The following is a 22,014-nucleotide window of genomic DNA, read 5'->3' as shown; positions in this document are numbered from 1 at the left end:
ACATGCAATGAACCGGTTGTGCAAATATCGAAAAACAAAGGATGGACAATGAAAAATTTTAAAAACAAAGTCGCTGCAATTACGGGCGCAGGTTCTGGCATTGGGCGACAGCTAGCAATTCTTTTGGCAAAACAGGGCTGCCATCTTTCGTTGAGTGATATTAATGAAAAAGGATTACAACAAACTGTCGAGCTTTTAAAACCGTACAGCAATATTACGGTTACCACCAAAAAACTTGATGTGTCTGACCGTGAAGCGGTAAAGCAGTGGGCACAAGAAACTGTACAAGATCACGGTTCTGTTAACCTAATTTTTAACAATGCTGGTGTCGCGTTAGGCTCAACTGTTGAAGGTGCAACCTACGAAGATTTAGAGTGGATTGTTGGGATTAACTTCTGGGGTGTGGTGTACGGAACTAAAGAGTTTTTACCGTTCATTAAGCAAACTCAAGATGGCCATATTATTAACATCTCGAGCCTATTTGGTCTGACTGCTCAACCGACTCAATCTGGTTATAACGCGACTAAATTTGCTGTACGTGGTTTTACTGAATCATTACGCCAAGAGTTAGATATTGAAAAAAGTGGCGTAAGCTCATTGTGCGTACATCCGGGCGGAATCCGCACCAATATTGCTAAAGCTGCAAAAATGAGTGATAGCTTGAATAGTTTGGGTATGGATCCGACGAAATCAATTCAAAACTTTGACAAGCTACTACGTACCCCACCTGAAGAAGCAGCTCGTCAAATTTTACAAGCGGTATTAAAAAATAAACGCCGTTTATTGATTGGTAGTGATGCAAAAATTCTTGATGCATTCCAGCGTTTATTCCCAACAGGATATCAACGTGCTTCAACCATTGTGACCAAATTAATGAAATAATTTTTTAACGAAAAAAAGCCATCAAATGATGGCTTTTTTTATGTGACTTGGATGGTTCTAAATAAGAACTTTGATCTTCTTTTTCTTCCAGATAAATTGGTAATACAGGCCTTGGATAATACATAAACTGACGAATGCCAAGGCATAGGCAACCCAGATGCCTTTAAGCCCCCATATTGAGCTAAACCAATAAGCACATGGAATTTCAATAAATAAAATAGCAGAGATGTTTAACAACATTGGAACAGTCACGGTTCCGCTGGCACGCATGATCGATGCAAAAATGGCACCTGCACCAAAAAACAAAATTGCCCAAAGTACAATAAATAAAAGTTGCTGCCCTAACACCACTACAGTTGGGTCGGTAATAAACAAAGCCATTAAATATTTTGAAAATAGATAGCCAAGTGCAATTAAGGTACCCGTAAATAAAAAGTTCATTCCCAAAGCTGTGCGGGTTACCCGTGCTAACAGATCTGATTTGCCTGCGCCAATCGCTTGTGCTGCAAAAATTGAAGCCGCAATTGAGATCGACAGGGCAGGGAACTGAATGTAGTTAAGTACCTGATTCACTGCACCATACGCTGCTGTAGCATGCGATCCGTAATGGTTAACCAACCCAACAATAACCAAGCCAGCCATTGAGGTGGTAATCATTTGAATGCCGGTTGGAACGCCTAAGCGTAAAATGATTTTGCTCAGTTCTGGATTGTGACGGATATGTTGCAGAAGCTGACGATTTGGTCGAAGTGGATGATTTTTCTTGTTCAGATAAATTGCCAGAAAAATCAAAATAGCAACATAACCCGTGATCGTTGCAATTGCTGGAGCAATAATTCCTAGGGCGGGTAAGCCAAAATAACCTTTAAGCAATATCGGGGTAATCACTAAGCCGATGACACTGGTCAAAGCCAATGCAAGTAACGGCGTGGTACTGTCGCCTACACCACGTAAAATTGAAGTATAAATAATATAAACAAATAAAAGCGGGCTACCTGCTAGCATCCATTGCACATAAGGCAAAGCAAGATGCATTACCTTTGGATCTGTACCTAATAACTCTAAAATATCGTGGGCAAAAAATACGCCGATAATCGCGGTAATTACCCCACCAATCAGTGTCATAAATAGGGTAGAACCGACCACACTTTGGACTTTTTCTATATTTTGTGCACCCCATGCTTGCCCTACTAAAACAGTAGTACCCGTTGAAATCCCGATAATAAAAGCAAGGAGCAAGAATAAAATAGGGAAAAAAACCGAGACGGCAGCAATCGCATCAACTCCCATCATTTGGCCAACGAAGATGGTGTTAATCGTTCCCGATAAGTTTTGCAAAATATTGGTTGCAATGAGAGGCAGTAAGAAAACAAAAAATGTTTTCCATAGATTTTGCTGATGAATTAAAGACTGTCTTGGTGGCATGTGTTCTCCATCGCCCATCTCTTTGATGAGCGGGGCAGACATTCAACTTAGCATATTTAGGTGAAATTTCTTGTAGTGTTTTACTATGCTAAGTTTCTAAATTTATTAACATTCATTCAAGATTTCTCCTGCTTTTTGCAGAGTCTCATCATTTTTAGCAAAGCAGAAGCGAATCAGGCGTAAAGACTCTGGCGCTTGCTGGTAGAAAACCGAAACAGGAATAGCCACAATTTTATGTTGCTCGGCTAGAAATTGGCACATTTCTACATCGTTTAAGTCGGGTCTAATCTGACTGTAATCAAGGTTTTGAAAATAGGTCCCTTGAGATGGTTTTAGTAAAAAACGGCTATTGTGAATTGCCTGATTAAAACGATCTCGCTTAGTTTGGTAAAACTGCGAAAGCTCTTGAATATGTTCCGGATGTTGCTGCATATATTGCGCTAGAGCAATCTGACAAGGTGTCGTGCCACAGAAATTCGCATATTGGTAAATCTGGCGAAATAAACGCATTAACTCAGGTGAAGCGATGCAATAACCTGTTTTCCAGCCCGTTACATGAAAGGTTTTTCCAAAAGAACCAATCACAAAACTGCGCTCTCTGAGTTCAGGAAAATGCAATGCACTAAAGTGCTGTTGGTTATCAAAGACCAGATGTTCATAGACTTCATCGGATAAAACTACAATGTTTTTATCTTGAATCAGTGCAATCAGTTCTAACCAGTCTTGTTTATCCCAGATGGTACCTGTTGGATTATGGGGAGTATTCACCACAATCATACGGGTTTTGTCATTAATCAAATCTTTAACTTGCTGCCAGTTCACCTTAAAGTCAGGCGCTTCAAGTGCAATATGAACAGCTTTACCGCCAGCTAATTGCACAGAAGGGCCGTAGCTGTCATAACTTGGGTCAAAAATAATGACTTCATCACCTGCGTTGATGCATGCCTGTATGGCACAAAAAATTGCAATGGTTGCGCCGGGAGTAATTGTGATTTGCGTTACAGGGTCAAGTTGAAGTTGGTCACGCTGCTGAAATTGTAAAGCGAGCTGTTCCCGTAAACCGAGAATACCATCGCCGGGTGGGTATTGATTATGCCCAGCTAAAGTCGCCTGAGATAAAGCTTCCAGTAAGGCTTGTGGTGCCGGAAAATCTGGGAAGCCTTGTGACAGGTTGAGAGCACCTAAACGATGTGCCATTGCCGTCATGGTACTAAAAATAGTCACGCCTTGAGTGGCCAGTTTGGACTGTAGTTGAAGCATATTGTTCTCTTATTAAAATATTTAAAGTTATAAAATTGATTCGATCACTGCCCGAATTACACCGAGGGTTAAACCAATAAATGCACCGACTACAACGCCATTTACTCGGATCATATGTAGGTCGCCACCGACTTCATTTTCAATTTTTCCGATCATTTCACGTGAATCCCATTCATGAATACGCTCGCTCACATAACGGATAATTTTATGGCTATATTGATCTGTAAAAGTCAGCGCAAGTCCTGTCATTTCTTTGTTCAACACTTCACGTACTTTGGCATTTTGAACAAGATTTTCACCCAGTTGCTGAATAGCAGCTCTTAGGTTCATTGCAATGCCAGAGTCTTTTTTCATTAAATCTTCTTTAATGGCATTACATAAAATCGTAACAGCGCCACTGATAAAATTGAGAACTTGAGGGCTGTCTAAAAGGGCATCTTTACCGCTGTTGAGACGTTGGCTAGCAACGCTGTCTGGTTTTGCCAGCTCAAGCATGAGAGAGTGGGCAATGGTTTCAATTTCTTGTCGCCATGGGTGTTCAGGGTCTGCCAGCATCGATTCTACTTTTTCAACCAGTGAATCGATGGTACGTTGTTGAACATCAATACCAATCCAGCTTGCGCCTTTTGCAAGTGACCAGACACCAAGTGCTTTAAACATTTTTCGGGTTAATTCACGGGTTTTATCTGGGTTTTGTACCACCCATTCATGAGCGATATCGAGTCCACGCTGTAAGACGTCTTGGTGGAAATCATTTTCCAATACCGCGCGTAGCATTTCACTTGCGAGTTTATTGACCTCAGTATTACGCACCCATTGCACACTATTGTTTTGCACAAAATTGGCAATTTGATCTTGGCTAACAAACTCAAAAATTTTCGGTACGGTTTGCTGAATGAGCTGCACCACTTGGGTATTGTTTTGTGGGCTTGCTAACCATTGACCAATTGCAAGGCTTAAGTCAGTTTTTTCTAAGCTTCGTTCGACCACTTGAGGTGAAAGAAAATTTTCTTGTACAAAACGGCCCATTGACTCTGCAATGCGAGCTTTGTTGCGCGGAATAATTTCGGTGTGGTCGCGTAAAAACTTAGGAATGGGTAACTTACCAAATGGGTTCCGAAACAGAACCGTAATCGCGTACCAGTCGGCTAAACCACCGACTACACCGGCTTCTGCCCCTAACATTAAAATATGAATAAAACCTGTGTACTCTGGCAGAAAACGATCAGCCACCATCAGTGCAATCCACAGCACAACGACAATAATAAGCGCCAGAGTAGCAAAATATTTACTACGTTTAAGACTGGGCACGTGGTGAACTTCTTCTGCCATGTTCATAAATTTATCCTATTCATTTTTGTTTTACTGGAGGCTCAGGCGGTGGCAACAGCTCTCCTGTCGGACTCAATCCATATTTTTGTCCGATTGATTTCAAGATCAAGGTTGCATCAAAAGCATCCTGTGGAGCCTGCTTTTGATCCCGATAACATTCAATAGTATACGACACTTGAACAGGGTCGATATTGACCACTTGTGGGTAATCATAGAACGGATCATGCCAGAAACCTGGGTAGCGACGACCATAACCATATGGGTAAAAGCTTGGAGCTGATGGATAAACCACAGCCTGACGTGGCGGTTTCTGGCTCTGATTACTTGGATCATTTTGCACTTTAAAAAAGCGGAAACCTTTTTGTATCGTCGTTTGTGCCGCTTTCACTAAGGTAATTTCTTCAGCTCTGCCATAACTCATATTGGGGTCGGCTTGAAAACTAATACGGAACGTTTGGGCATTTAGAGGATATGCTGAAAACTGGCCAAGCTGATCAAAGGTTCTTGGTTTACTTGGAGTCGTTGCACACGCAGTTAAAGTTAAGGCAGTGCCTAAGGCTAAACAAAGAGAGAGATATTTCATGATGAACTCCCAGCTGAGCATTAAAAAATAGATGACTCAGCATTAAAAATTAAGAAGTTTTAAAAACTACTGTTCGGTTCTAATAAAAATTCGGTTTCCTCTGGAGTAGAAACACGCCCAAGAATGGTATTTCGATGAGGATAGCGTCCAAAGCGATCAATAATAACTTTATGCTTTTTCTCAAAACTTAAGTTAATTTCATTGCCGAGGCGTTGAAAGAGTTTTAAGGCAAACTCATGAATCAATTTTGATTCACTATGCATAAACGGCATATATAAGAAAGAACGTTGCTCTGGATTAAGCTGGGCATCGAGTTGCAAGCTAATCGTTTCTTGTGCCAAAGCTAATGCCAAGCTGTCGTAGGCAAAAGATTGGGGTTGATCACGATAAATGTTGCGAGAAAACTGGTCTAGTACAATAATCTCTGCCAGACGGCCTTCAGCTGTTTTTCGCCATGACCATAGTTCTGCTTGAGTTGCCTGTCGATGAACCTCAGAAAAATTTTCACGGATTTTTTTGTCAAAATCATCACTTTTTGCAAACCAAAGTGAACGGTGTTCAGGAGAAAACCAAAAGTTTAAAATGTCTTGTTCGTTCATGATATTGACAACTCTTTAGCAATTATTCTTCAATAAAATCACAATTCTTTCGTGTCTTAAATAACAAGATTGTGATAAAAATTGCCAAACTGGAATGATGTGAGTATATAAATAGCCGTATCATCTCACGATTTTGTATATAGTGATATTTAATAAGCGAGCAAATGCATGAGTCAACCCACTACACCCTCTCAATCAGTTATTCCTGCTTGGGTGGATTCGTCGCTACTACAAGGCATGTTACGTGGAATAGAGCGTGAAAGCCTACGTATGCAAAGTAATGGGTTCTTATCACAAGAGTTACATCCAAAGGCATTGGGTTCGGCTTTAACACATCCACAAATTACGACTGATTATTCAGAAGCATTAATGGAGTTTATTACTTCACCTAAGCCAACCATTGGTGAAGCTTTGAATGAGCTCACCGATATTCATGCGGTTGTGCATCGTCATTTAGAAAATGGTGAGAAACTCTGGCCACTGTCTATGCCATGTATGTTAGACGACAATGAAGAGCGGATTCGTCTAGCACAATACGGCACGTCTAATATTGGTCGTTTTAAAACACTATACCGTCGTGGGCTAGGAATTCGATATGGTCGCCGTATGCAGACCATTTCAGGCGTGCATTACAATTTATCTTTTCCAGATACGCTTTTTGCCGAGCTACAAGCTCATGAAATTGACGAACAATTAAAATCATTAAGTTTGCAGGATTATCGTAGCCATCGTTATTTTGGTCTTATTCGTAATTTTATCCGTTTAACACCGTTAGTTATGTTTTTAGTGGGTGCTAGCCCAACAGTATGTCGTTGTTTCTTAACTGGACATAAACATCAGTTGTTGCCTTTAATCAAAGGTTCATACTATTTACCGTATGCTACAGCTTTGCGCATGGGACGATTGGGTTACCAAAACTCAGCTCAAAAAAGCTTAGGTATTCACTACAACAATTTGACTGGCTATCTGGATGGTTTACAAAAAGCCGTTCATTCTCCTTACCCGCCATTTAGCCGTTTAGGGTTAAATGATGCCTCTGGTGAGCCGTTGCAAATCAATGATCATGTTTTGCAGATCGAGAATGAATATTACAGTCTTGTACGCCCAAAACAGGTGCCTCAAAAAGGTGAAACACCGTCTCAAGCCTTGAAAAATCGAGGGGTGGGATATGTTGAGTTACGTGCTGTTGATGTAAACCCATATTCGGCAATTGGTGTTGATGAAACGACGGCAGGCTTCCTTGAAGTGTTAGCACTTTATTGTTTGCTAAGTGACAGCCCAGAGCTATTAGGCCCAGAGCAAGAGTTGGTTGAGAAAAATCAGACCGAGGTGGTAAACCGAGGCCGAGCACCGAACGCAACCATTACAGATTTAACAGGGTCATATCACATCGAAGATTGGGCACGTTTATATATTGCAAAAATGCAAGATTGTGCACAGCTACTCGATCAGACCTACGCAACGGACTTGTATGGTTCAGCATTAGCGATCATGCAAGCACGAATTGATGAAGTTGATGAGACTTTATCTGCCCATGTTATTGACGATACGTTAAAACATGGTGGAACTTGGAGTTTTGGTAGCCACATGGCGCAATTACATGCTGAAAGTTATGAAGAGCATGAGCTTAGTGTGGAAACCTTGAAACATTTTGAACAATTGGCTGCACAGTCGTTACAGCAGCAAGAACAACTTGAGCAAGATACACAGGTCAGTTTTGATCAATATCTTGAACAATATCGATAATAAAACGAGGTTTTACATGCGATTAAGTTACCGTTTGGTGAGTGGACTACTTGTTTTAGCAAGTATTGTCGGCATGTCTTTTGCGTTGTATCTGGAACATGTAAAAGGTTTAGAGCCATGTCCGCTCTGTATTTTTCAACGTGTTGGCTTAATGGCGATGGGTTTTGTGGCGCTCATAGCATTTTTGCATAACCCAGTTTCCAATGCGGTTAAACGCTTTTATGCATTTTTGGCTGGCATCGCAATTTTATGGTCAGTCGGTGTGGCAGGGCGTCATGTGTGGATACAGCATTTACCTGCAGATCAAGTACCGAGTTGTGGACCAGGTTTAAATTATTTAATTGATGCTTTACCTATGAAAGCAGTTTTGCAAGAAGTGCTTTCTGGTTCAGGTGAGTGTGCAGCTATTGACTGGACCTTTTTAGGTCAGTCTTTACCAGTTTGGTCATTGGTTTATTTCCTTTTGCTCTTACTGGTCTGTTTATGGCAGTTATTCCGTTTTTATCCAGTGTTTAAGACTGCTAAAAAGTAAGTTTAAGCAGATTAAAAAAAGCTCAATATTATGTTGGGCTTTTTTTTATTGTTTTAGAATTAATCAAACTATAAGAAAACAAATTAAAAAAAAGAATAATGATATAGACAGATAGGTCTGTTTTTTATAAAGTGCAGCCGTTTTATATCCTTATGATTATAAAAAATGTTTTTTAATATCTTTAATGTTTTGGAAAAAATAGGGTTAAGTGCACAGAAACGCGCGATTCACGTGCAATTTTCTAATGAGCTACTCAATAACCAAGTTTTTTTACAGCGTATCGAAGGCCAACATCAGCTAAATGGGGGAATTGAAGCTGAGTTAATTTGTCTTTCGACGAGTGCCCAAATTGCATTGAAGCAGTTTATAGGAATGCAAGTTGCTGTTGATCAGGTCACAGATACGGGCCAATTATTCCGAACAACAGGAATTGTGACTGAAGCTAGTTATGGTCAGAGTGACGGTGCTTTAACGCTTTATAAACTGACCTTAAAAGACGCGACAAATTTATGGCACAAGCGCCGTAATAGTCGTGTTTTTATGAATAAAAGTATTATTGAAGTCACGGAAATATTATTTAAAGAGTGGCAAGAAAAAAATCCACTGTTTGCTGCGAGTTTAAGTCTTGATCTTAGTGGGTTAAGTCAGAATTATGATATTCGTCCATTCATTATGCAACACAATGAATCTGACTATGACTTTCTTACGCGCTTATGGCGAAGTGAAGGTGTTAGCTGGTTAATTGATGAAGCCGAACTTTTTGTACCTCATTTCACTGCGCCAATACAAGCTCAAAAACTGAGACTCATTGATGACAATAGTCAGTACAAAGCTTTAGCACGTCGCAGCATTCGTTATCACAGAAGTAGTGCAACAGAATATCAAGATAGCATTACGGGTTTTGTAGCGGTGCGGACTCTGCAACCGACTGCGGTACATGTGCAGCGTTGGCAACCCGATGCTCTGGCACACGAAGAAGGTGTAGGTTCAGTTATTACTACACATATACATTCAGAGCAGTTTGATTCAGCGAGTTTGAGCCTTGAACAAGCATGGCACATGAGCCCAGCTTGGATGCAAGATTTAAAAGGGGAAGATCAAGCTACCGCTTCAAGTGGTAATCAGCTAGAAAAATTAAATCAGCACTTCACGAATATGTATGCGAGTCAGGCCAAATACTTTAAGGCCTATAGTAGTGTCCGTGATAGCCAAGTTGGTTATTGGTTTAACCTACAGGAGCATCCTGAAATTGATCAGCATGAAGGGGCTGATCAAGAGTTCCTGATTATTGCTAAAAATTTCTATAATCAAAATAACCTACCGAAAGATTTGCATCAGCAAGTTAGCCAGTTGTTAACCCAAAGTCGTTGGGATAAACATGGTTATGAAGATATTGAGCGCCAAGGTAATGAGCTGACCTTAATACGCCGTCAAATTAAAACTGCACCTGAATATCATCCAGAACAGCATCGACCAATTGCCTACCCACAAAGAGCGAAAGTCGTGGGGCCAGAGGGAGAGACCATTCATGTCGATGAATGGGGGCGTATAAAAGTACGCTTTCTATTTACCCGTAGTGATGATCATGGACATGACGGTGGTGCAGGGAGCAATGACAACGATACCGACTCGGCTTGGGTTGATGTACTGACTCCTTGGGCAGGTGAGGGCTATGGAGCACGGTTTTTACCACGTATTGGTGAAGTGGTTGTCATAGACTTCTTTGATGGCAATATTGACCGTCCATTTGTGACAGGGCGTATCCATGAAGCGCAGCGTTCGCCAACCAAGTTCGATGTAAAAGGGCAGCTTCCTGATACTAAAAAACTAAGCGGGATTCGCAGTCAGGAAATCAGCGGTAGTGGTTTTAACCAATTACGCTTTGATGACACAACGGGGCAAATCAGTACTCAACTACAAAGTAGTCATGCAGCGACGCAACTGAATTTAGGTAATTTAAGCCATCCGAAAGAACAAGCGACGAGCCAAGGTCGTGGTGAGGGTTTTGAGCTTAGAACAGATGCTTGGGGAGCTGTGCGTGCGGGCAAAGGCATGCTCATTAGTACTTATGCACAAGAGCAGGCGATTGCAGACCATTTAGAGGCTGCGCAAGCACAATCTTTACTTTCACAAGGCTACGAGAGTATGAAAATGCTCAGTGAAGTTGCAGCCAAGCAACAAACTGATGCTTTGAACGTGATTAATCGCTTACCCAAATTCATCCAGTCGCTTGAGCTAAAAACCACAGGTCAAGCATTAAATAGTACGGTGAACTTATTTAAAGAAGAGATTAATAACGATCCTATTCACGCCTTAAAAGACTGTGGCGGCTTTATCCAAGATATTGGCGCACTAGGCGGCAATGCAAAAGGCGTTGTAGATGAATTTAATGCTTTCTTTACCGATGCCAAAGATGCAGTAGAAAATTTAAAAGCGTTCATCGAAAACATTGAAGAACATGGAGCTGACATCGTTAAAGGTAAACTTGCCAGCATTAAAGATCGCATTCATAAAAAACCATTTGAGAGTATTCAAGAGGTCGGAAAAGTCTTAGGGAATGTGGAGACCAAAGACTTTGACATGATGAGTGTATGTGGAACGTTTAGTAAAGGCAGTAAATTAGAAGTATCACCTTCTAAAGCATTAAGTTCTTTGCAAGGCTTTATGGAAGGTTATACCCAAGGTTTAGAAAGCAGTTCCGATACTCAACAGCAAGAACAAGGCAAAATTTTTAGACAAGCGCTTATGTTATTAGCATCGCCAAATGGCATTGCCTTGACGACACCTGAAAATATTATTCTGCAAGCGTCGCAAGATATTGCTGAAAGTGCCAGCGGTTCAATTAATTTAAGTGCACAGAAAAATATTATTGGACATGCACAAGACAAAATCAGTTTGTTCGCTGCACAAAAAGGTTTCCGCGCTTATGCAGCAAAAGGAAAGCTCGAACTACAAGCACAAGACGATGCTATTGAAGCGATTGCTAAGAAGGTCATCAAGCTCATTTCTACTGAAGAAAAAATCGAGCTCACAAGCCCAAAAGAAATTGTATTAACAGCAGGTGGGTCGCAGCTCAAAATTAATGCGGATGGCGTATTTTCAACAACAGGCGGTAAGTTTGAAAGTAAAGCTGGGCAGCATTTGTTTACGAGTGGAGCTAAGGTTTCTTATGAGGTTCCTGAGTTGCCTAATACACCAAGTTTTAGTAATCGTTTAGATATCTATGATCTATTTTGGGAAAGTGATTTTACTAAGCTTAGTTATAAAGCTTTCGTTCCAGAGACAAATTCATTTACTTCAGGAGCTGTAGATGAGCATGGCCGTACAGGAAAAATCAGTACTGCTGATCCAAAAAAAGTTCAAGTTTTAATTGGTTCTGATGATGAATGGGGATTGTTAATTGATAGCTTTGATGAAGATGACTCTTTGGAGGATCAGAACGTTAATGGTAATAACGTAGGTCTTGATAATAATGTTGAAGATAGGGGCTGAAAATGAATAAAAAATCATTAGTTACAATACAAATCTTAGATTTATTTGGTAGCCCAATTTCAAAAGCACAATATGAAGTAAAAAATCAGAGAACTGGGCAAGTTATCGCTGCTGGAACAACAAACTCATCTGGATGTATTGTTGAAATCAGCCGAGATAAAGGAACGGCTTTAGATGTATATATTAAAAGTATGTTTAAAGGTTCAATGGTTAAAGTACAAAGTTTTGTAATGTCTAAAGACCGCATGGTCGTAAAAATTACAAGTCCCAAAGTACTTTTAGATTTAAAAACATTAACAAATCAAGGTAATAATGGGCAATATAAAAGAAAAACACATATTGTTAAAAAGGGTGATACGCTTTTTGAAATAGCACAAAAAAATCATACGACCGTTCGAGCACTAGAACGTTTAAATAAAATAGACGATCCAAATCAGATCAGTATTGGCCAAGTAATTAAATTGCCAGTTCATATTCCTGCTTCTGGAAATAATTCACATCAAGACAAACCTAAACACAAGCACTCGGCTCAACCTATAAATAAGCCTACTGCTGGTAGTGCAAAAACTATTCCAGTACCAGCAGCAAAAAGCCCACCTAATCCTACTTCCCAAACAAAACAAGAAAATGAGCTTCCGGAAAAAGTACATCAACTTTATGAAGATACTAAAAAAGCACTAAATGAAGCTGCAAATTCGGCTTCTAAAATTTTAACTGTTGATGATCGTAGTCAAGATGGAGGTACTCCTAAAGCAAATACTACAAATATTTGTACAACCAATCCTCAATGTATTTCCAGTGGTAAAAGTGAGTTAATAAGAGAAGTTAATATTCGTTTAGCAGGTTTTGGTGGAGCATTACCAACAGATGAATTTACAGAATTGACCGCAACATGTATTAAACAATTTCAACGGGATTATATGGGGGTTCCAGACACTGGAAAGATTTGTGGTTCTGTTTTAGCTGCTTTAGATAGATTCAGAGATGAATATGGAATAGCTTCTTTCTTTGATTCAATGAAATGCCCTTGTGGGGAATGTTCGGGTTTTGGTCGCAGCAGAAGTGGTAATTTCAGATTTGAGATGTATAACAAAACTACGAGACAATACATTAATGTTTCTAGGTATGCGAAAGAATATAATGGCATGCATAGAAGTTTGATCTGGGCACTTAAGGCAATGCTATTTTACTTTAAAAAAATGCCTAACCCAGCGGGATATAAAATTGTAAAGATTTCTTCTGGATATCGTTGTATTGATAATAATTGGAAAAATAAGCGTCCAACGACTAATCATATGGGATGTGCTTTAGATATTGTAGTTCATAACAAGAATAATCAAAAAGTTAGTATGAATGAACTTGAGGATCAAGTAAGAATAAAATGGTTTGGGAAGTACTTAAATACTAGCTTAGGATGGTCATCAAATAAATTTGGTTTAGAACGTATTTCAGACGGTGCAACAACGTGGGTCCATTTAGATGTTCGTGAATTTAATGAAGAATATAAAATTGACAAGTTATTTAGCACTAGTAAGGATGGATTAAATGGAAACTATCTAATAAATTTATTTAAAGCTGATGAGAAGGCTAATAAAATATTAGGATGTTCTGGAATAGTTATTTCCCCAAATAAAAATCCTAATCTAAATGATAGTTCTTTAGAGGATCTGATTAGGCAGTTGGGTAGTGTTATCTCTCATGGTGAAGGTAATTATGAATCTTATAATACTGGAACAAAAAATGTTAAAGGTGATAGAGTTGGCTATTCATTTAAAAACCCTGGGAAAGGCACTGTAACAAGCAAGAGAATTCAGCAAATTATTGATAATGCAGAAGCAAAAGATGGTAATGATAAAAATCGTTTATTTGCAACAGGTAAATATCAAACGACCTACTATACTCTTCAGGAAGGCATTAAACAGGGATATTTTACGGGAAGTGAAGTATATGATGCAAATATGCAAGAACAGGTATTTCGAGAATTTCTAATTAGTAAAAGAACAAAGCTTTCTCAATTTGTGAGAAAAGGTATCGGTAGTTTAAGAGATGCCCAATATGATGCTGCTCAAGAATGGGCATCAGTAGCAGTACCGAAAGGCCTTCCTTTAAAAAATGGGAAGATATCCGATGGAAATAAATCTTTTTATGAGAAACCTGGACAAAATTCTTCTTCTCCAGAATCAACTAAAATGGTTTTAGAAATTTTAGAGAAAATTCATAAATTTCATAAAGATGGTAAATAGGTTAAGTGGTGGAAAAATGAAAAATGCATCTGTTAGCTCAACTATACTTATAGTTTTATCAATTTTAGGATGCTCAAGTAATACATCTGTAGCTAAGAGTATCAATAAAATTGATGTCAAGGACTGTTCAATTGATTATGATGAGGTGGATTTTTGTTCCAAAGAAAGATTAAAAGATTATAATAATATTTTAAAAAACAAGGTATCAAATTTTGATAAAAACAAATTTTTAGTGAATTTTAAAGAAAAAAACTATTTATATCTTGCAGTTATTGATTTAGAAAAGCTTAAGGTTTTTACATTCCCAGCTTCATTAAGTGTAATGTCAAATATCAAACCTATAGAATTTTCATCTGATAGTAATTCATTTTGTTTAAATGGTAACTTTAATCAATATCAAAACTCTTATAGCGCTGTAAAAACTTGTTATACATATAATAATGGAAGTTTTGATTTTAAATCTAGAGCTGAATTAGATAAGGATATAAATAAATATAATAATTCTAGTTCTAATAATGTGATAAAAAAACTCAATTTACCAATTTCATCTGATTTTTTCTCTAAATGTACCGAGAAAAACTCAATTAAAAAATGTACGCAACTTGAAAATTCTAATAATCGGGCTTATTCTTTATCTGAATTAAAAAAAATATCTCCTGATTTTATAAATGTACTCAATGATAAAAAAGTAGATTCATTAAATGTAAATACATTTAGATTCCTTCCTCAATTAAAAGGTAATTTTTATTCTATTGCTGAAAAATATATTGATACAGATGAAAGTTCTAGTTCGGAATTTTATTTAATAAGAATAAAGCCTGACTTAAAAGTGGAGAAACTAGGAGATTATTACTCAATTGATAGTTCAGGAGTGATAAGTTATAAATATGAAAATGGTAAAATTTTAAAGAAAAATTTAAAATAGAATGGTCTTAAAATTAGACTAATATATACTTTGATTGTACCCTAACAGAGTTGGGGTACAGAGAGAAATTTTTAAAGCTGTATTCTAATTCTCCTTCGTTTAAGCTATACGTTGCAATCCACAAATACAATGAAGCACCTTTAGATTTTATTTCTTGAATTTCATAAGAGGTAAAGCAATCGGACTAACAATAATTGCAGCGATAAATCTGAGAAGATTAGATTTCAATTTATCTGTTAACCATGCCTTTGTAGAGTCACCCGAAAGTAATGTCCCGTCCAAGTCAAAAACAACGATTTCCTTCATATATTTCTCTAAATTTAGTAATAGTGATAAGAATTAGTTTTTTATAAGAAATATTTTAATATTTACTTTATAAATTTATAAAATATTTTATTGTAATTTTGTTATAATGGTTTGATTTTATTGTTTATAAACTAAACTAATGAAAAATTTTTACTTTTTATTATTGTTGATTCTTTCTAGTAACACATTTGCAAATGTAGATAATTTACAAGATTCTACCCAAATAAATTCACCTATAGAATATATGGATACTTATAACAAATATACGGTTATCAATCCTAATTTAAAAATTAAATTAACAGATTTCGGTGATATTGAAAAAACCAAAAAAGAGATTAAATATTCTTTGAAAAAGTATGGAGTTCAAATTTCAAACAAGAAAGAAGTGTATAATGTTTTTGAAAGTAAAGTTCCCCTAAAGTCAAATGTTGATTTTACTTTATTATATTATGATGAAAATATTGTGGCTTTTAGGCTCGGGAAATTAGTAATATAGACTATATCAAAGAACCATATAAAAATTTCACTGCAAATGCATATTTTTATAATTTGATAAATAATAAATTTATTGAAGTACCAGTTTTAAACTCAGATAGTGAGGATAAAAGTAAGGCGACAGATATCTTACAAGGAGATCAGTTAACTTATGATTCAAAAAAAGGACAATATATTTATTTAGCAAATATAAAATCTTATAAAACAGGGAAAATACAATCTGTCAAAACTATTTTTAATAGTAACTTAAAATGTATTTCTTCTACTTTAGGATGCGAAACAATAGGGGCTCTTCCTGCTACAAAAGCTAATTAATTAAAAAAAGCCCAACATTAAGTTGGGCTTTTTTTAAGTCTCTACAATTCCTTCTAAATCTTCGAGCTTATAGTTCGGCATATCAATAATATGGGTTTGAATACCCTCTTGAACATAATCATTCACATGAGGATATAACCAACGAGTAATCTGTTCCGCAACACTCGAGTGATACTGAATTTCAAAGTGATTTAAACCATAAAACACGGCTTTATGAGAGTCTGGAACTTTGAGCTGAAAACGTGGATTTGGATGCTCGCCTAGCGCGCTTTTCACACTCACCAAGTAGTCGCCAATTACTGTGAGTGCTTTGTTGCGTACTTTTTCAAACTCGAGGGTGCCTGCCACTAAAAAGGTATTGATATGGGAAGGTAGCGGAGCTGGGGCACGGTTATCATCCATCATGCCAATACGGGCATCCATATGTTCCCAATCATCATCACGAACGCTGCCGTGACGTAAGTCTAAAATACCATTACTGCGAATATTAACCAGTTGACCGATTAAGCCGACAAAAGGGAAAGCCCCAAGTTTATCTTGTATGGTAAAGCCAAAGCGCTCTAAAACTGCCCCATGATGTGGAGAGCCAATACAGACTAGATTCTCGACCATATGAATCCATTGATACATATTTTGTTTGCCATAAAATAAGGCACTACGAGAGACTAGCCCGCCCATACTATGGCCAATGATATCAATGCTGGTAATTCTTGGGTTACGTTGTACCAAATCTTCTAATAAGTTTGAAAAACTGCGTCCATTGGCTGAAATGCGTCGACCTGTATTGTAATTTAAATACAACATGGTGTTATGGTCACGCTGAGCTAACAGGCGTTCTCCAATTCCACCATAGTGTGCATTTGACCAAGTTAGATGGTTCATACACAAACCATGAGCCAAAATCACAATACGGCCTGCGAGTTCCCCTTGTTGTATTGCACCGTAGTGATCGTATAGCACCATGGGTAAGGCGAGGGGGCTATGCTGTTTAAGTAGATAATCCCCAAAAATCCCATTCAAAATGCCGACTAAAAAATGTAGGCTAGGTGTGAGTGGTTTTTCGTGAAGTGTGGGATATTTTTCAATAATGTGACGTAAACTTGGTGCTAAAAAACAACTACCATATTTTTGTAAAGCACCATAAGAAAACTGATATGCCTTTTGTACAAATGGTCGTTTTTGAAAATTTTTAGCATTTTGTGTGCTCACACCAAAAGCATTTTTTAATACTTCAATATTAATAACTTGAATTAATTCATGTACACCATTTAAGCTGGTGCTGAACAGTTGAGCTAAACCTTCTAATACGTCTGCCTGACTAGGTGGCGTACGATCCCATTTACAATAAGTTTCATGTAGTGGTGTTAAGCTCGGCATATCTTTTCCCCATATACGTTATAACCGACGTTTTAAGCTGTACTTTTTATCAACGGCAGCTAACGTTTCCATCTTAGTAGTTTAAATAACACATGTTTTTAAAATACTGATGAATGGTTAGTTGAGTGGTTTTTCTTGTCTGACAATAGTGTTTTTATATACAAACTGAGAACAAAAATGTGAGTTTATTCTCAATTTAGAGGGAAATATATGAATATTATCTACCTCCATGGTTTTAATAGTAGCTCTCTTTCAATTAAAGGGCTAAGCCTGAAGCAGTATTGTAGCGAATTAGGCATAAATGTGCATTTGCCAGACCTAAACAGATCTCCTAATCTAGTGGTAGAGCAAGTTTCAGCGCTGATTGAATCGTTGCAAGACGTAGCTTTAGTCGGTAGTAGTCTCGGCGGATTTTTTGCGACATATTTTGTCGCGAAATATAATATTCCGGCTGTACTGATTAATCCTGCTATGCAACCATGGAAGTTGTTTGATGAGTTATTCCAAGTTGAAAGTATGCCCTACGTGGTGAATGATCAATGGTCAATTGATCATATTCAGTTGCGACAATTACAACAACTGGAACTGAAACAACCTGAAAATGCTGACAAAATACTCGTCTTGCTGCAACAAGGCGACGAAATTTTGGATTATCGTCAAGCACAACGCTATTATAGTGCTGCAACGCCATCCTCATTGATTTTGACGGATGCTCATGGCAATCATGCTATGGAAGATTTTGAAGAAAAATTACCGTTAGTGATCGAATTCTTTGCGCACACCATCAAATAAGGAAAACGTACAACGTGACACAATATACGGCTCAATCGCTTGAAGTCCTTTCTGGTTTAGACCCTGTTCGTCGTCGTCCAGGGATGTATACCGATACGACTCGACCTAACCATTTAGCCCAAGAAGTTATTGATAATGCTGTTGATGAAGCATTAGCTGGTCATGCCGACAAAATATGTGTCACAGTTTATAAAGATGGTTCATTGTCTGTTGAAGATAATGGCCGTGGTATGCCGGTCGATATTCACCCTGAATATGGACAAAGTGGTATCGAAATCATTCTGACCAAGCTGCATGCCGGTGGTAAATTCAGTACCGATAACTATCAGTTTTCTGGTGGTTTGCATGGTGTAGGAATTTCAGTTGTAAACGCTTTATCAACACGTGTGGAAGTCGAAGTCCAACGTCAGGGTAACCTATATCAAATGGCCTTTGAGCAAGGTGAACCCGTAGCACCTTTAGCTGTTCTCGAAGGTAAAGCTCCAAAACGTGCGACAGGTACAACGGTACATTTTTGGCCAGAAGCGAAATATTTTGATAGTCCAAAATTTGCTTTAAAAGCACTTAAACACAATTTAAAAGCTAAAGCTGTTTTAGCTGCTGGTTTAAAAATTATTTATATCGATCAAATTAACGATGAAAAAATCGAATGGCAATTTGAAAATGGCCTCGTTGATTATTTGATGGATGAATTACAAGACCGTGAAATTTTGCCAAATCCCGCTTTTGTGAGTAATGGTCAGGCAGATCGTGCGGCATGTGAATTTGCGATTTGCTGGAATGTAGAAGGTGGTGAACAGGTTCAAGAAAGTTACGTCAACCTGATTCCAACCGCACAAGGCGGTACTCATGTGAATGGTTTACGCTCAGGTGTAACTGAAGCGTTACGTGAATTCTGTGAGCTACGCAACCTGTTGCCACGAAACCTTAAACTTTCGGCAGAAGATGTTTGGGATGGCGTGAACTATATTTTATCACTCAAGTTCCAAGAACCGCAGTTTTCAGGTCAAACCAAAGAGCGTCTTTCGAGTCGGGAAGCATCTAATATTGTTTTAAATATTGCGAAAGATGCTTTCGCACTCTGGCTAAATCAGCATGCTGAAATTGCCATGCAATTGGCAGAAATGGCGATTTCTAAAGCAGGCCGTCGTTTAAAAGCAGCAAAGAAAGTCGAGCGTAAAAAGATTGTTTCTGGCCCTGCTTTACCGGGTAAATTGGCTGACTGTGTTGGTCAAACTCGTGAGGACAGTGAGCTATTCATTGTCGAGGGTGACTCTGCGGGCGGTAGTGCCAAGCAAGCCCGTGATAAAAACTTTCAGGCTATCATGCCAATTCGTGGAAAAATCTTAAACACATGGGAAGTTTCTTCAGATGAAGTCTTGGCTTCTCAAGAGGTTCACGATATTGCAATTGCGATTGGTGTAGATCCGGGCAGTGATGATTTATCTGAACTACGTTACGGAAAAATCTGTATTTTGGCCGATGCGGACTCGGACGGCTTACACATTGCGACTTTGCTTTGCGCTTTATTCGTTAAACACTTTCCAACATTGGTTGAAGAAGGGCATTTGTATGTGGCAATGCCACCATTGTTCCGTATCGATATTGGTAAAGATGTCTATTACGCGCTTGATGATGATGAACTTGAAACTATTTTGAAAAATATTAAAGGTAATCGTAATCCGCAAATTACCCGATTCAAAGGGTTGGGTGAGATGAACGCGATTCAGCTACGTGAAACGACCATGGATCCTAATACACGCCGCTTGGTTCAATTAGATCTTGATGATGCCCATTTTACAGCAGGTTTACTCGACAAATTACTTGCGAAAAAACGTTCGGCAGATCGTAAGCAGTGGCTTGAGCAGAAGGGTAACTTGGCTGATATTACTGTTTAAAATAGAATTAAAAAAATCCCCGCTCAATAGGCGGGGATTTTTTTATGTAAATCTAAATTGTTGGAAATCACCACAACGGTTTCTGCCATTAAATTAAAATAGACAGATTTGTCTATTTTAATTTAGGTCGTAATTTTTATAGCCTGTGGAAATTGAAAAACATCACAATTTGCGCCGCTACCAATTCGATCTACTACCGCAAAATCACTTGGTGCCTCAACGGTAAGCAAAGGATGATGCCATGTGCCTGCCCGATAATTGATACTTTGCTTACCGTCTGAGATAAAAGCACATAGCTTTGAAATATCAGGAGTATTCTCGTCTAAAGCGGGCGCCACAATAATTAAAAACTTTTGTTGCTGTAATGGAATAAATGCCTGAGAGCCTTTCGGATGGCGCTCTAGCATTGAAATTTCCAGAGGTAGTATACTGGCCTTAATATTACGGAAAATACTAATTCCTGCCTTTGCTTCCCCTTCAATTTCAGTTTCAACGAGCGCATGGTAGCGCTCGGTGTGGGCATCGTTAATATGAAAAAAATCATGCCCATCGCAACAGATGACCTCTCCGAAGGGCTGAAAGTTCTCAATGGTTAAGGGCTGAATTTGAACATTCTTTATGATCATGACTTGGCAATTTTTCCCCATAAACGAACACGACTAATACCACCGTCTGGAATCATGTTAATACGAATATGAGAGATTTTTTCATGCTGTAAAATCTCATTCACATATTCATGGATATGGTCCATTTGCATTGGTTGAGTTTCTAGTAAGTAAGACCAGAACATACTTTGTGGAATTAGCTGTGCATCGGTTGCATTTTCAAGGTAAACCGCCTGAATAGAAACCTCAGCAGGGAAGTTCCCTTTAAAGTGAGCCGTATCAATTTCAATTTTCTCAATTTTCCCGCTTTTACCGAGTGCAAGAATACACCAGTCATAACCCGGAGCTCGACGGCGTTTGGTTTCCCATCCATCGCCCATATTGACGCCACGGCCTGGGTTAATCAAATTACGTGGATGTCCAAAATGCGCATCGCTATAGGCAACTACACGACCACCATTTTCGAGAGCCAATAAATCGAGAGTTTGTTCGCTGTCAGTCACTTGAATATGAACATCACCATAGACACGTAAACGGGCAATACCGCCATCTGGGAAAATATTGAGGCGTATATGAGTGAAAAGTGCATCATTATTGACCATGAAAATATGATGCTGGCTTGGGCCGAGTTCAGTATTTGTTAAAACACTTTCCCATTTTGCCCCTGTCAGGTCCCCATTTGGTGCATAGCATGCTTCTAATGATGCAGAAGCTGGATAATTTCCTGTAAAAAAGCTGGTATCAATATCAAGTGCACTGATTTTTCCAGTCACACCAAGCTTCACAATACACCAGTCATAGCCTGCGTGGCGCTTACGGCGGGTTTCCCAGCCGTCCATCCATTTGCCGTTGTCATCAAATTTATCTTCAACAAAAATAGGTGCTTCAAATTGCAGCATACGCTTTGCTTCTGCAAAGAAATCATCTGAACACTCAATAACTTGAGCACCAATTCGGGTATCTGCCAAATTAGTTTTAGCATTCAAAATTTCAGGAAGTTCAAAAGCTGGAGCGTGCAATATTGCCATAATGGAGTATCCGTATTTCTTGTTAAAAACATGATTTTTCATTTAAAACTGCACTCACACTGAGCGTGCCGAGACGAGTTTTGTACTTAAATATATAAGCATGGTGCATGCCAGTTTTGTGGAAAAGCTAAATAAATTTTGAAGGGTGGCATGTTTTTAGCATAAGCACTCTATAGGTG

16 protein-coding genes and 2 pseudogenes are annotated in these 22,014 nt (G+C 38.5%); 9 read left to right on the top strand and 9 right to left on the bottom strand.

Annotation, left to right across the window (positions count from 1 at the left end):
• Positions 1 to 48: 48 nt before the first annotated feature.
• Positions 49 to 882, top strand: a complete 834-nt coding sequence (locus ACS604_RS09100; RefSeq protein ID WP_474771339.1) for an SDR family NAD(P)-dependent oxidoreductase — start codon at positions 49 to 51, stop codon at positions 880 to 882.
• 57 nt (positions 883 to 939) lie between these two features.
• Here the strand turns inward: ACS604_RS09100 and ACS604_RS09095 are convergent, their stop codons facing one another.
• The 5 genes from ACS604_RS09095 to ACS604_RS09075 all read right to left on the bottom strand — a co-directional run bounded on the left by ACS604_RS09095 (position 940) and on the right by ACS604_RS09075 (position 6,081).
• Entirely contained in the window at positions 940 to 2,307 is a 1,368-nt protein-coding gene (locus ACS604_RS09095) for an MATE family efflux transporter (protein ID WP_005300523.1), read from the bottom strand.
• 105 nt (positions 2,308 to 2,412) lie between these two features.
• A complete protein-coding gene (locus ACS604_RS09090; RefSeq protein ID WP_474771337.1) occupies positions 2,413 to 3,567 on the bottom strand; it encodes a pyridoxal phosphate-dependent aminotransferase in 1,155 nt (384 codons plus the stop codon).
• 27 nt (positions 3,568 to 3,594) lie between these two features.
• Positions 3,595 to 4,905 carry a DUF445 domain-containing protein gene (locus tag ACS604_RS09085; RefSeq protein WP_004790115.1) on the bottom strand — a complete coding sequence of 437 codons (1,311 nt, stop codon included), beginning with the start codon at positions 4,903 to 4,905 and terminating at the stop codon, positions 3,595 to 3,597.
• A gap of 13 nt (positions 4,906 to 4,918) precedes the next feature.
• The gene (locus ACS604_RS09080; protein ID WP_004790114.1) at positions 4,919 to 5,482 is read right to left on the bottom strand and encodes a CC0125/CC1285 family lipoprotein; all 564 of its coding nucleotides are present in this window, start codon (positions 5,480 to 5,482) and stop codon (positions 4,919 to 4,921) included.
• Positions 5,483 to 5,541: 59 nt separating this feature from the next.
• Positions 5,542 to 6,081 carry a DUF924 family protein gene (locus ACS604_RS09075; protein WP_151963740.1) on the bottom strand — a complete coding sequence of 180 codons (540 nt, stop codon included), beginning with the start codon at positions 6,079 to 6,081 and terminating at the stop codon, positions 5,542 to 5,544.
• A 168-nt stretch (positions 6,082 to 6,249) separates the two neighbouring features.
• Here ACS604_RS09075 and gshA point away from each other — a divergent pair, with 168 nt between their 5' ends.
• From gshA to ACS604_RS09050, 5 genes are all read left to right on the top strand, one after another.
• Positions 6,250 to 7,827, top strand: coding sequence for a glutamate--cysteine ligase (gshA, locus tag ACS604_RS09070; protein WP_474771334.1), 1,578 nt, complete (start codon positions 6,250 to 6,252; stop codon positions 7,825 to 7,827).
• A 16-nt stretch (positions 7,828 to 7,843) separates the two neighbouring features.
• Positions 7,844 to 8,359 carry a disulfide bond formation protein B gene (locus ACS604_RS09065; protein WP_174739788.1) on the top strand — a complete coding sequence of 172 codons (516 nt, stop codon included), beginning with the start codon at positions 7,844 to 7,846 and terminating at the stop codon, positions 8,357 to 8,359.
• A gap of 165 nt (positions 8,360 to 8,524) precedes the next feature.
• Complete coding sequence (locus tag ACS604_RS09060; protein ID WP_474771332.1) at positions 8,525 to 11,851, top strand: type VI secretion system Vgr family protein; 3,327 nt, start codon at positions 8,525 to 8,527, stop codon at positions 11,849 to 11,851.
• A gap of 2 nt (positions 11,852 to 11,853) precedes the next feature.
• Positions 11,854 to 14,094, top strand: a complete 2,241-nt coding sequence (locus tag ACS604_RS09055; RefSeq protein WP_474771330.1) for a LysM peptidoglycan-binding domain-containing protein — start codon at positions 11,854 to 11,856, stop codon at positions 14,092 to 14,094.
• Positions 14,095 to 14,110: 16 nt separating this feature from the next.
• The gene (locus tag ACS604_RS09050) at positions 14,111 to 15,019 is read left to right on the top strand and encodes a hypothetical protein (RefSeq protein ID WP_474771328.1); all 909 of its coding nucleotides are present in this window, start codon (positions 14,111 to 14,113) and stop codon (positions 15,017 to 15,019) included.
• Positions 15,020 to 15,044: 25 nt separating this feature from the next.
• Here ACS604_RS09050 and ACS604_RS09045 read toward each other — a convergent pair.
• Positions 15,045 to 15,325, bottom strand: a pseudogene (locus tag ACS604_RS09045) (HAD family hydrolase); the annotation flags it as partial.
• 139 nt (positions 15,326 to 15,464) lie between these two features.
• On the opposite strand from ACS604_RS09045, the pseudogene ACS604_RS09040 reads away from it, so the two are divergent.
• Positions 15,465 to 16,135, top strand: a pseudogene (locus ACS604_RS09040) (hypothetical protein).
• Positions 16,136 to 16,168: 33 nt separating this feature from the next.
• Here ACS604_RS09040 and ACS604_RS09035 read toward each other — a convergent pair.
• A complete protein-coding gene (locus ACS604_RS09035; RefSeq protein WP_474771326.1) occupies positions 16,169 to 17,512 on the bottom strand; it encodes a PGAP1-like alpha/beta domain-containing protein in 1,344 nt (447 codons plus the stop codon).
• Between the two features lie 210 nt (positions 17,513 to 17,722).
• On the opposite strand from ACS604_RS09035, the gene ACS604_RS09030 reads away from it, so the two are divergent.
• On the top strand, positions 17,723 to 18,304 hold the full coding sequence (locus ACS604_RS09030; RefSeq protein ID WP_004790103.1) for a YqiA/YcfP family alpha/beta fold hydrolase: 582 nt from the start codon (positions 17,723 to 17,725) through the stop codon (positions 18,302 to 18,304).
• A gap of 14 nt (positions 18,305 to 18,318) precedes the next feature.
• Positions 18,319 to 20,202, top strand: a complete 1,884-nt coding sequence (parE, locus tag ACS604_RS09025) for a DNA topoisomerase IV subunit B (RefSeq protein WP_474771324.1) — start codon at positions 18,319 to 18,321, stop codon at positions 20,200 to 20,202.
• A gap of 122 nt (positions 20,203 to 20,324) precedes the next feature.
• Here parE and ACS604_RS09020 read toward each other — a convergent pair whose 3' ends face one another.
• On the bottom strand, positions 20,325 to 20,828 hold the full coding sequence (locus ACS604_RS09020; protein WP_474771322.1) for an ureidoglycolate lyase: 504 nt from the start codon (positions 20,826 to 20,828) through the stop codon (positions 20,325 to 20,327).
• Entirely contained in the window at positions 20,825 to 21,835 is a 1,011-nt protein-coding gene (gene alc / locus ACS604_RS09015; RefSeq protein ID WP_474771320.1) for an allantoicase, read from the bottom strand. The genes ACS604_RS09020 and alc overlap by 4 nt, the downstream gene beginning before the upstream one ends.
• Between the last annotated feature and the right edge of the window lie 179 nt (positions 21,836 to 22,014).

It is taken from the genome of Acinetobacter sp. Li1LvA2 (genome assembly GCF_056156705.1).
Note: the sequence above shows the minus strand (reverse complement) of the source record. Positions and strands in the feature narration are given on the sequence as shown.

Excerpts from the sequence above, each read along its gene's own strand:
- ACS604_RS09095 (WP_005300523.1), bottom strand. The coding sequence starts at position 2,307 with ATGCCACCAAGACAGTCTTTAATTCATCAGCAAAATCTATGGAAAACA.
- ACS604_RS09030 (WP_004790103.1), top strand. The coding sequence starts at position 17,723 with ATGAATATTATCTACCTCCATGGTTTTAATAGTAGCTCTCTTTCAATT.
- ACS604_RS09055 (WP_474771330.1), top strand. The coding sequence starts at position 11,854 with ATGAATAAAAAATCATTAGTTACAATACAAATCTTAGATTTATTTGGT.
- ACS604_RS09065 (WP_174739788.1), top strand. The coding sequence starts at position 7,844 with ATGCGATTAAGTTACCGTTTGGTGAGTGGACTACTTGTTTTAGCAAGT.
- ACS604_RS09080 (WP_004790114.1), bottom strand. The coding sequence starts at position 5,482 with ATGAAATATCTCTCTCTTTGTTTAGCCTTAGGCACTGCCTTAACTTTA.
- ACS604_RS09020 (WP_474771322.1), bottom strand. The coding sequence starts at position 20,828 with ATGATCATAAAGAATGTTCAAATTCAGCCCTTAACCATTGAGAACTTT.
- ACS604_RS09100 (WP_474771339.1), top strand. The coding sequence starts at position 49 with ATGAAAAATTTTAAAAACAAAGTCGCTGCAATTACGGGCGCAGGTTCT.
- ACS604_RS09050 (WP_474771328.1), top strand. The coding sequence starts at position 14,111 with ATGAAAAATGCATCTGTTAGCTCAACTATACTTATAGTTTTATCAATT.
- ACS604_RS09035 (WP_474771326.1), bottom strand. The coding sequence starts at position 17,512 with ATGCCGAGCTTAACACCACTACATGAAACTTATTGTAAATGGGATCGT.
- ACS604_RS09060 (WP_474771332.1), top strand. The coding sequence starts at position 8,525 with ATGTTTTTTAATATCTTTAATGTTTTGGAAAAAATAGGGTTAAGTGCA.
- ACS604_RS09075 (WP_151963740.1), bottom strand. The coding sequence starts at position 6,081 with ATGAACGAACAAGACATTTTAAACTTTTGGTTTTCTCCTGAACACCGT.
- ACS604_RS09085 (WP_004790115.1), bottom strand. The coding sequence starts at position 4,905 with ATGAACATGGCAGAAGAAGTTCACCACGTGCCCAGTCTTAAACGTAGT.
- ACS604_RS09090 (WP_474771337.1), bottom strand. The coding sequence starts at position 3,567 with ATGCTTCAACTACAGTCCAAACTGGCCACTCAAGGCGTGACTATTTTT.
- gshA (WP_474771334.1), top strand. The coding sequence starts at position 6,250 with ATGAGTCAACCCACTACACCCTCTCAATCAGTTATTCCTGCTTGGGTG.
- alc (WP_474771320.1), bottom strand. The coding sequence starts at position 21,835 with ATGGCAATATTGCACGCTCCAGCTTTTGAACTTCCTGAAATTTTGAAT.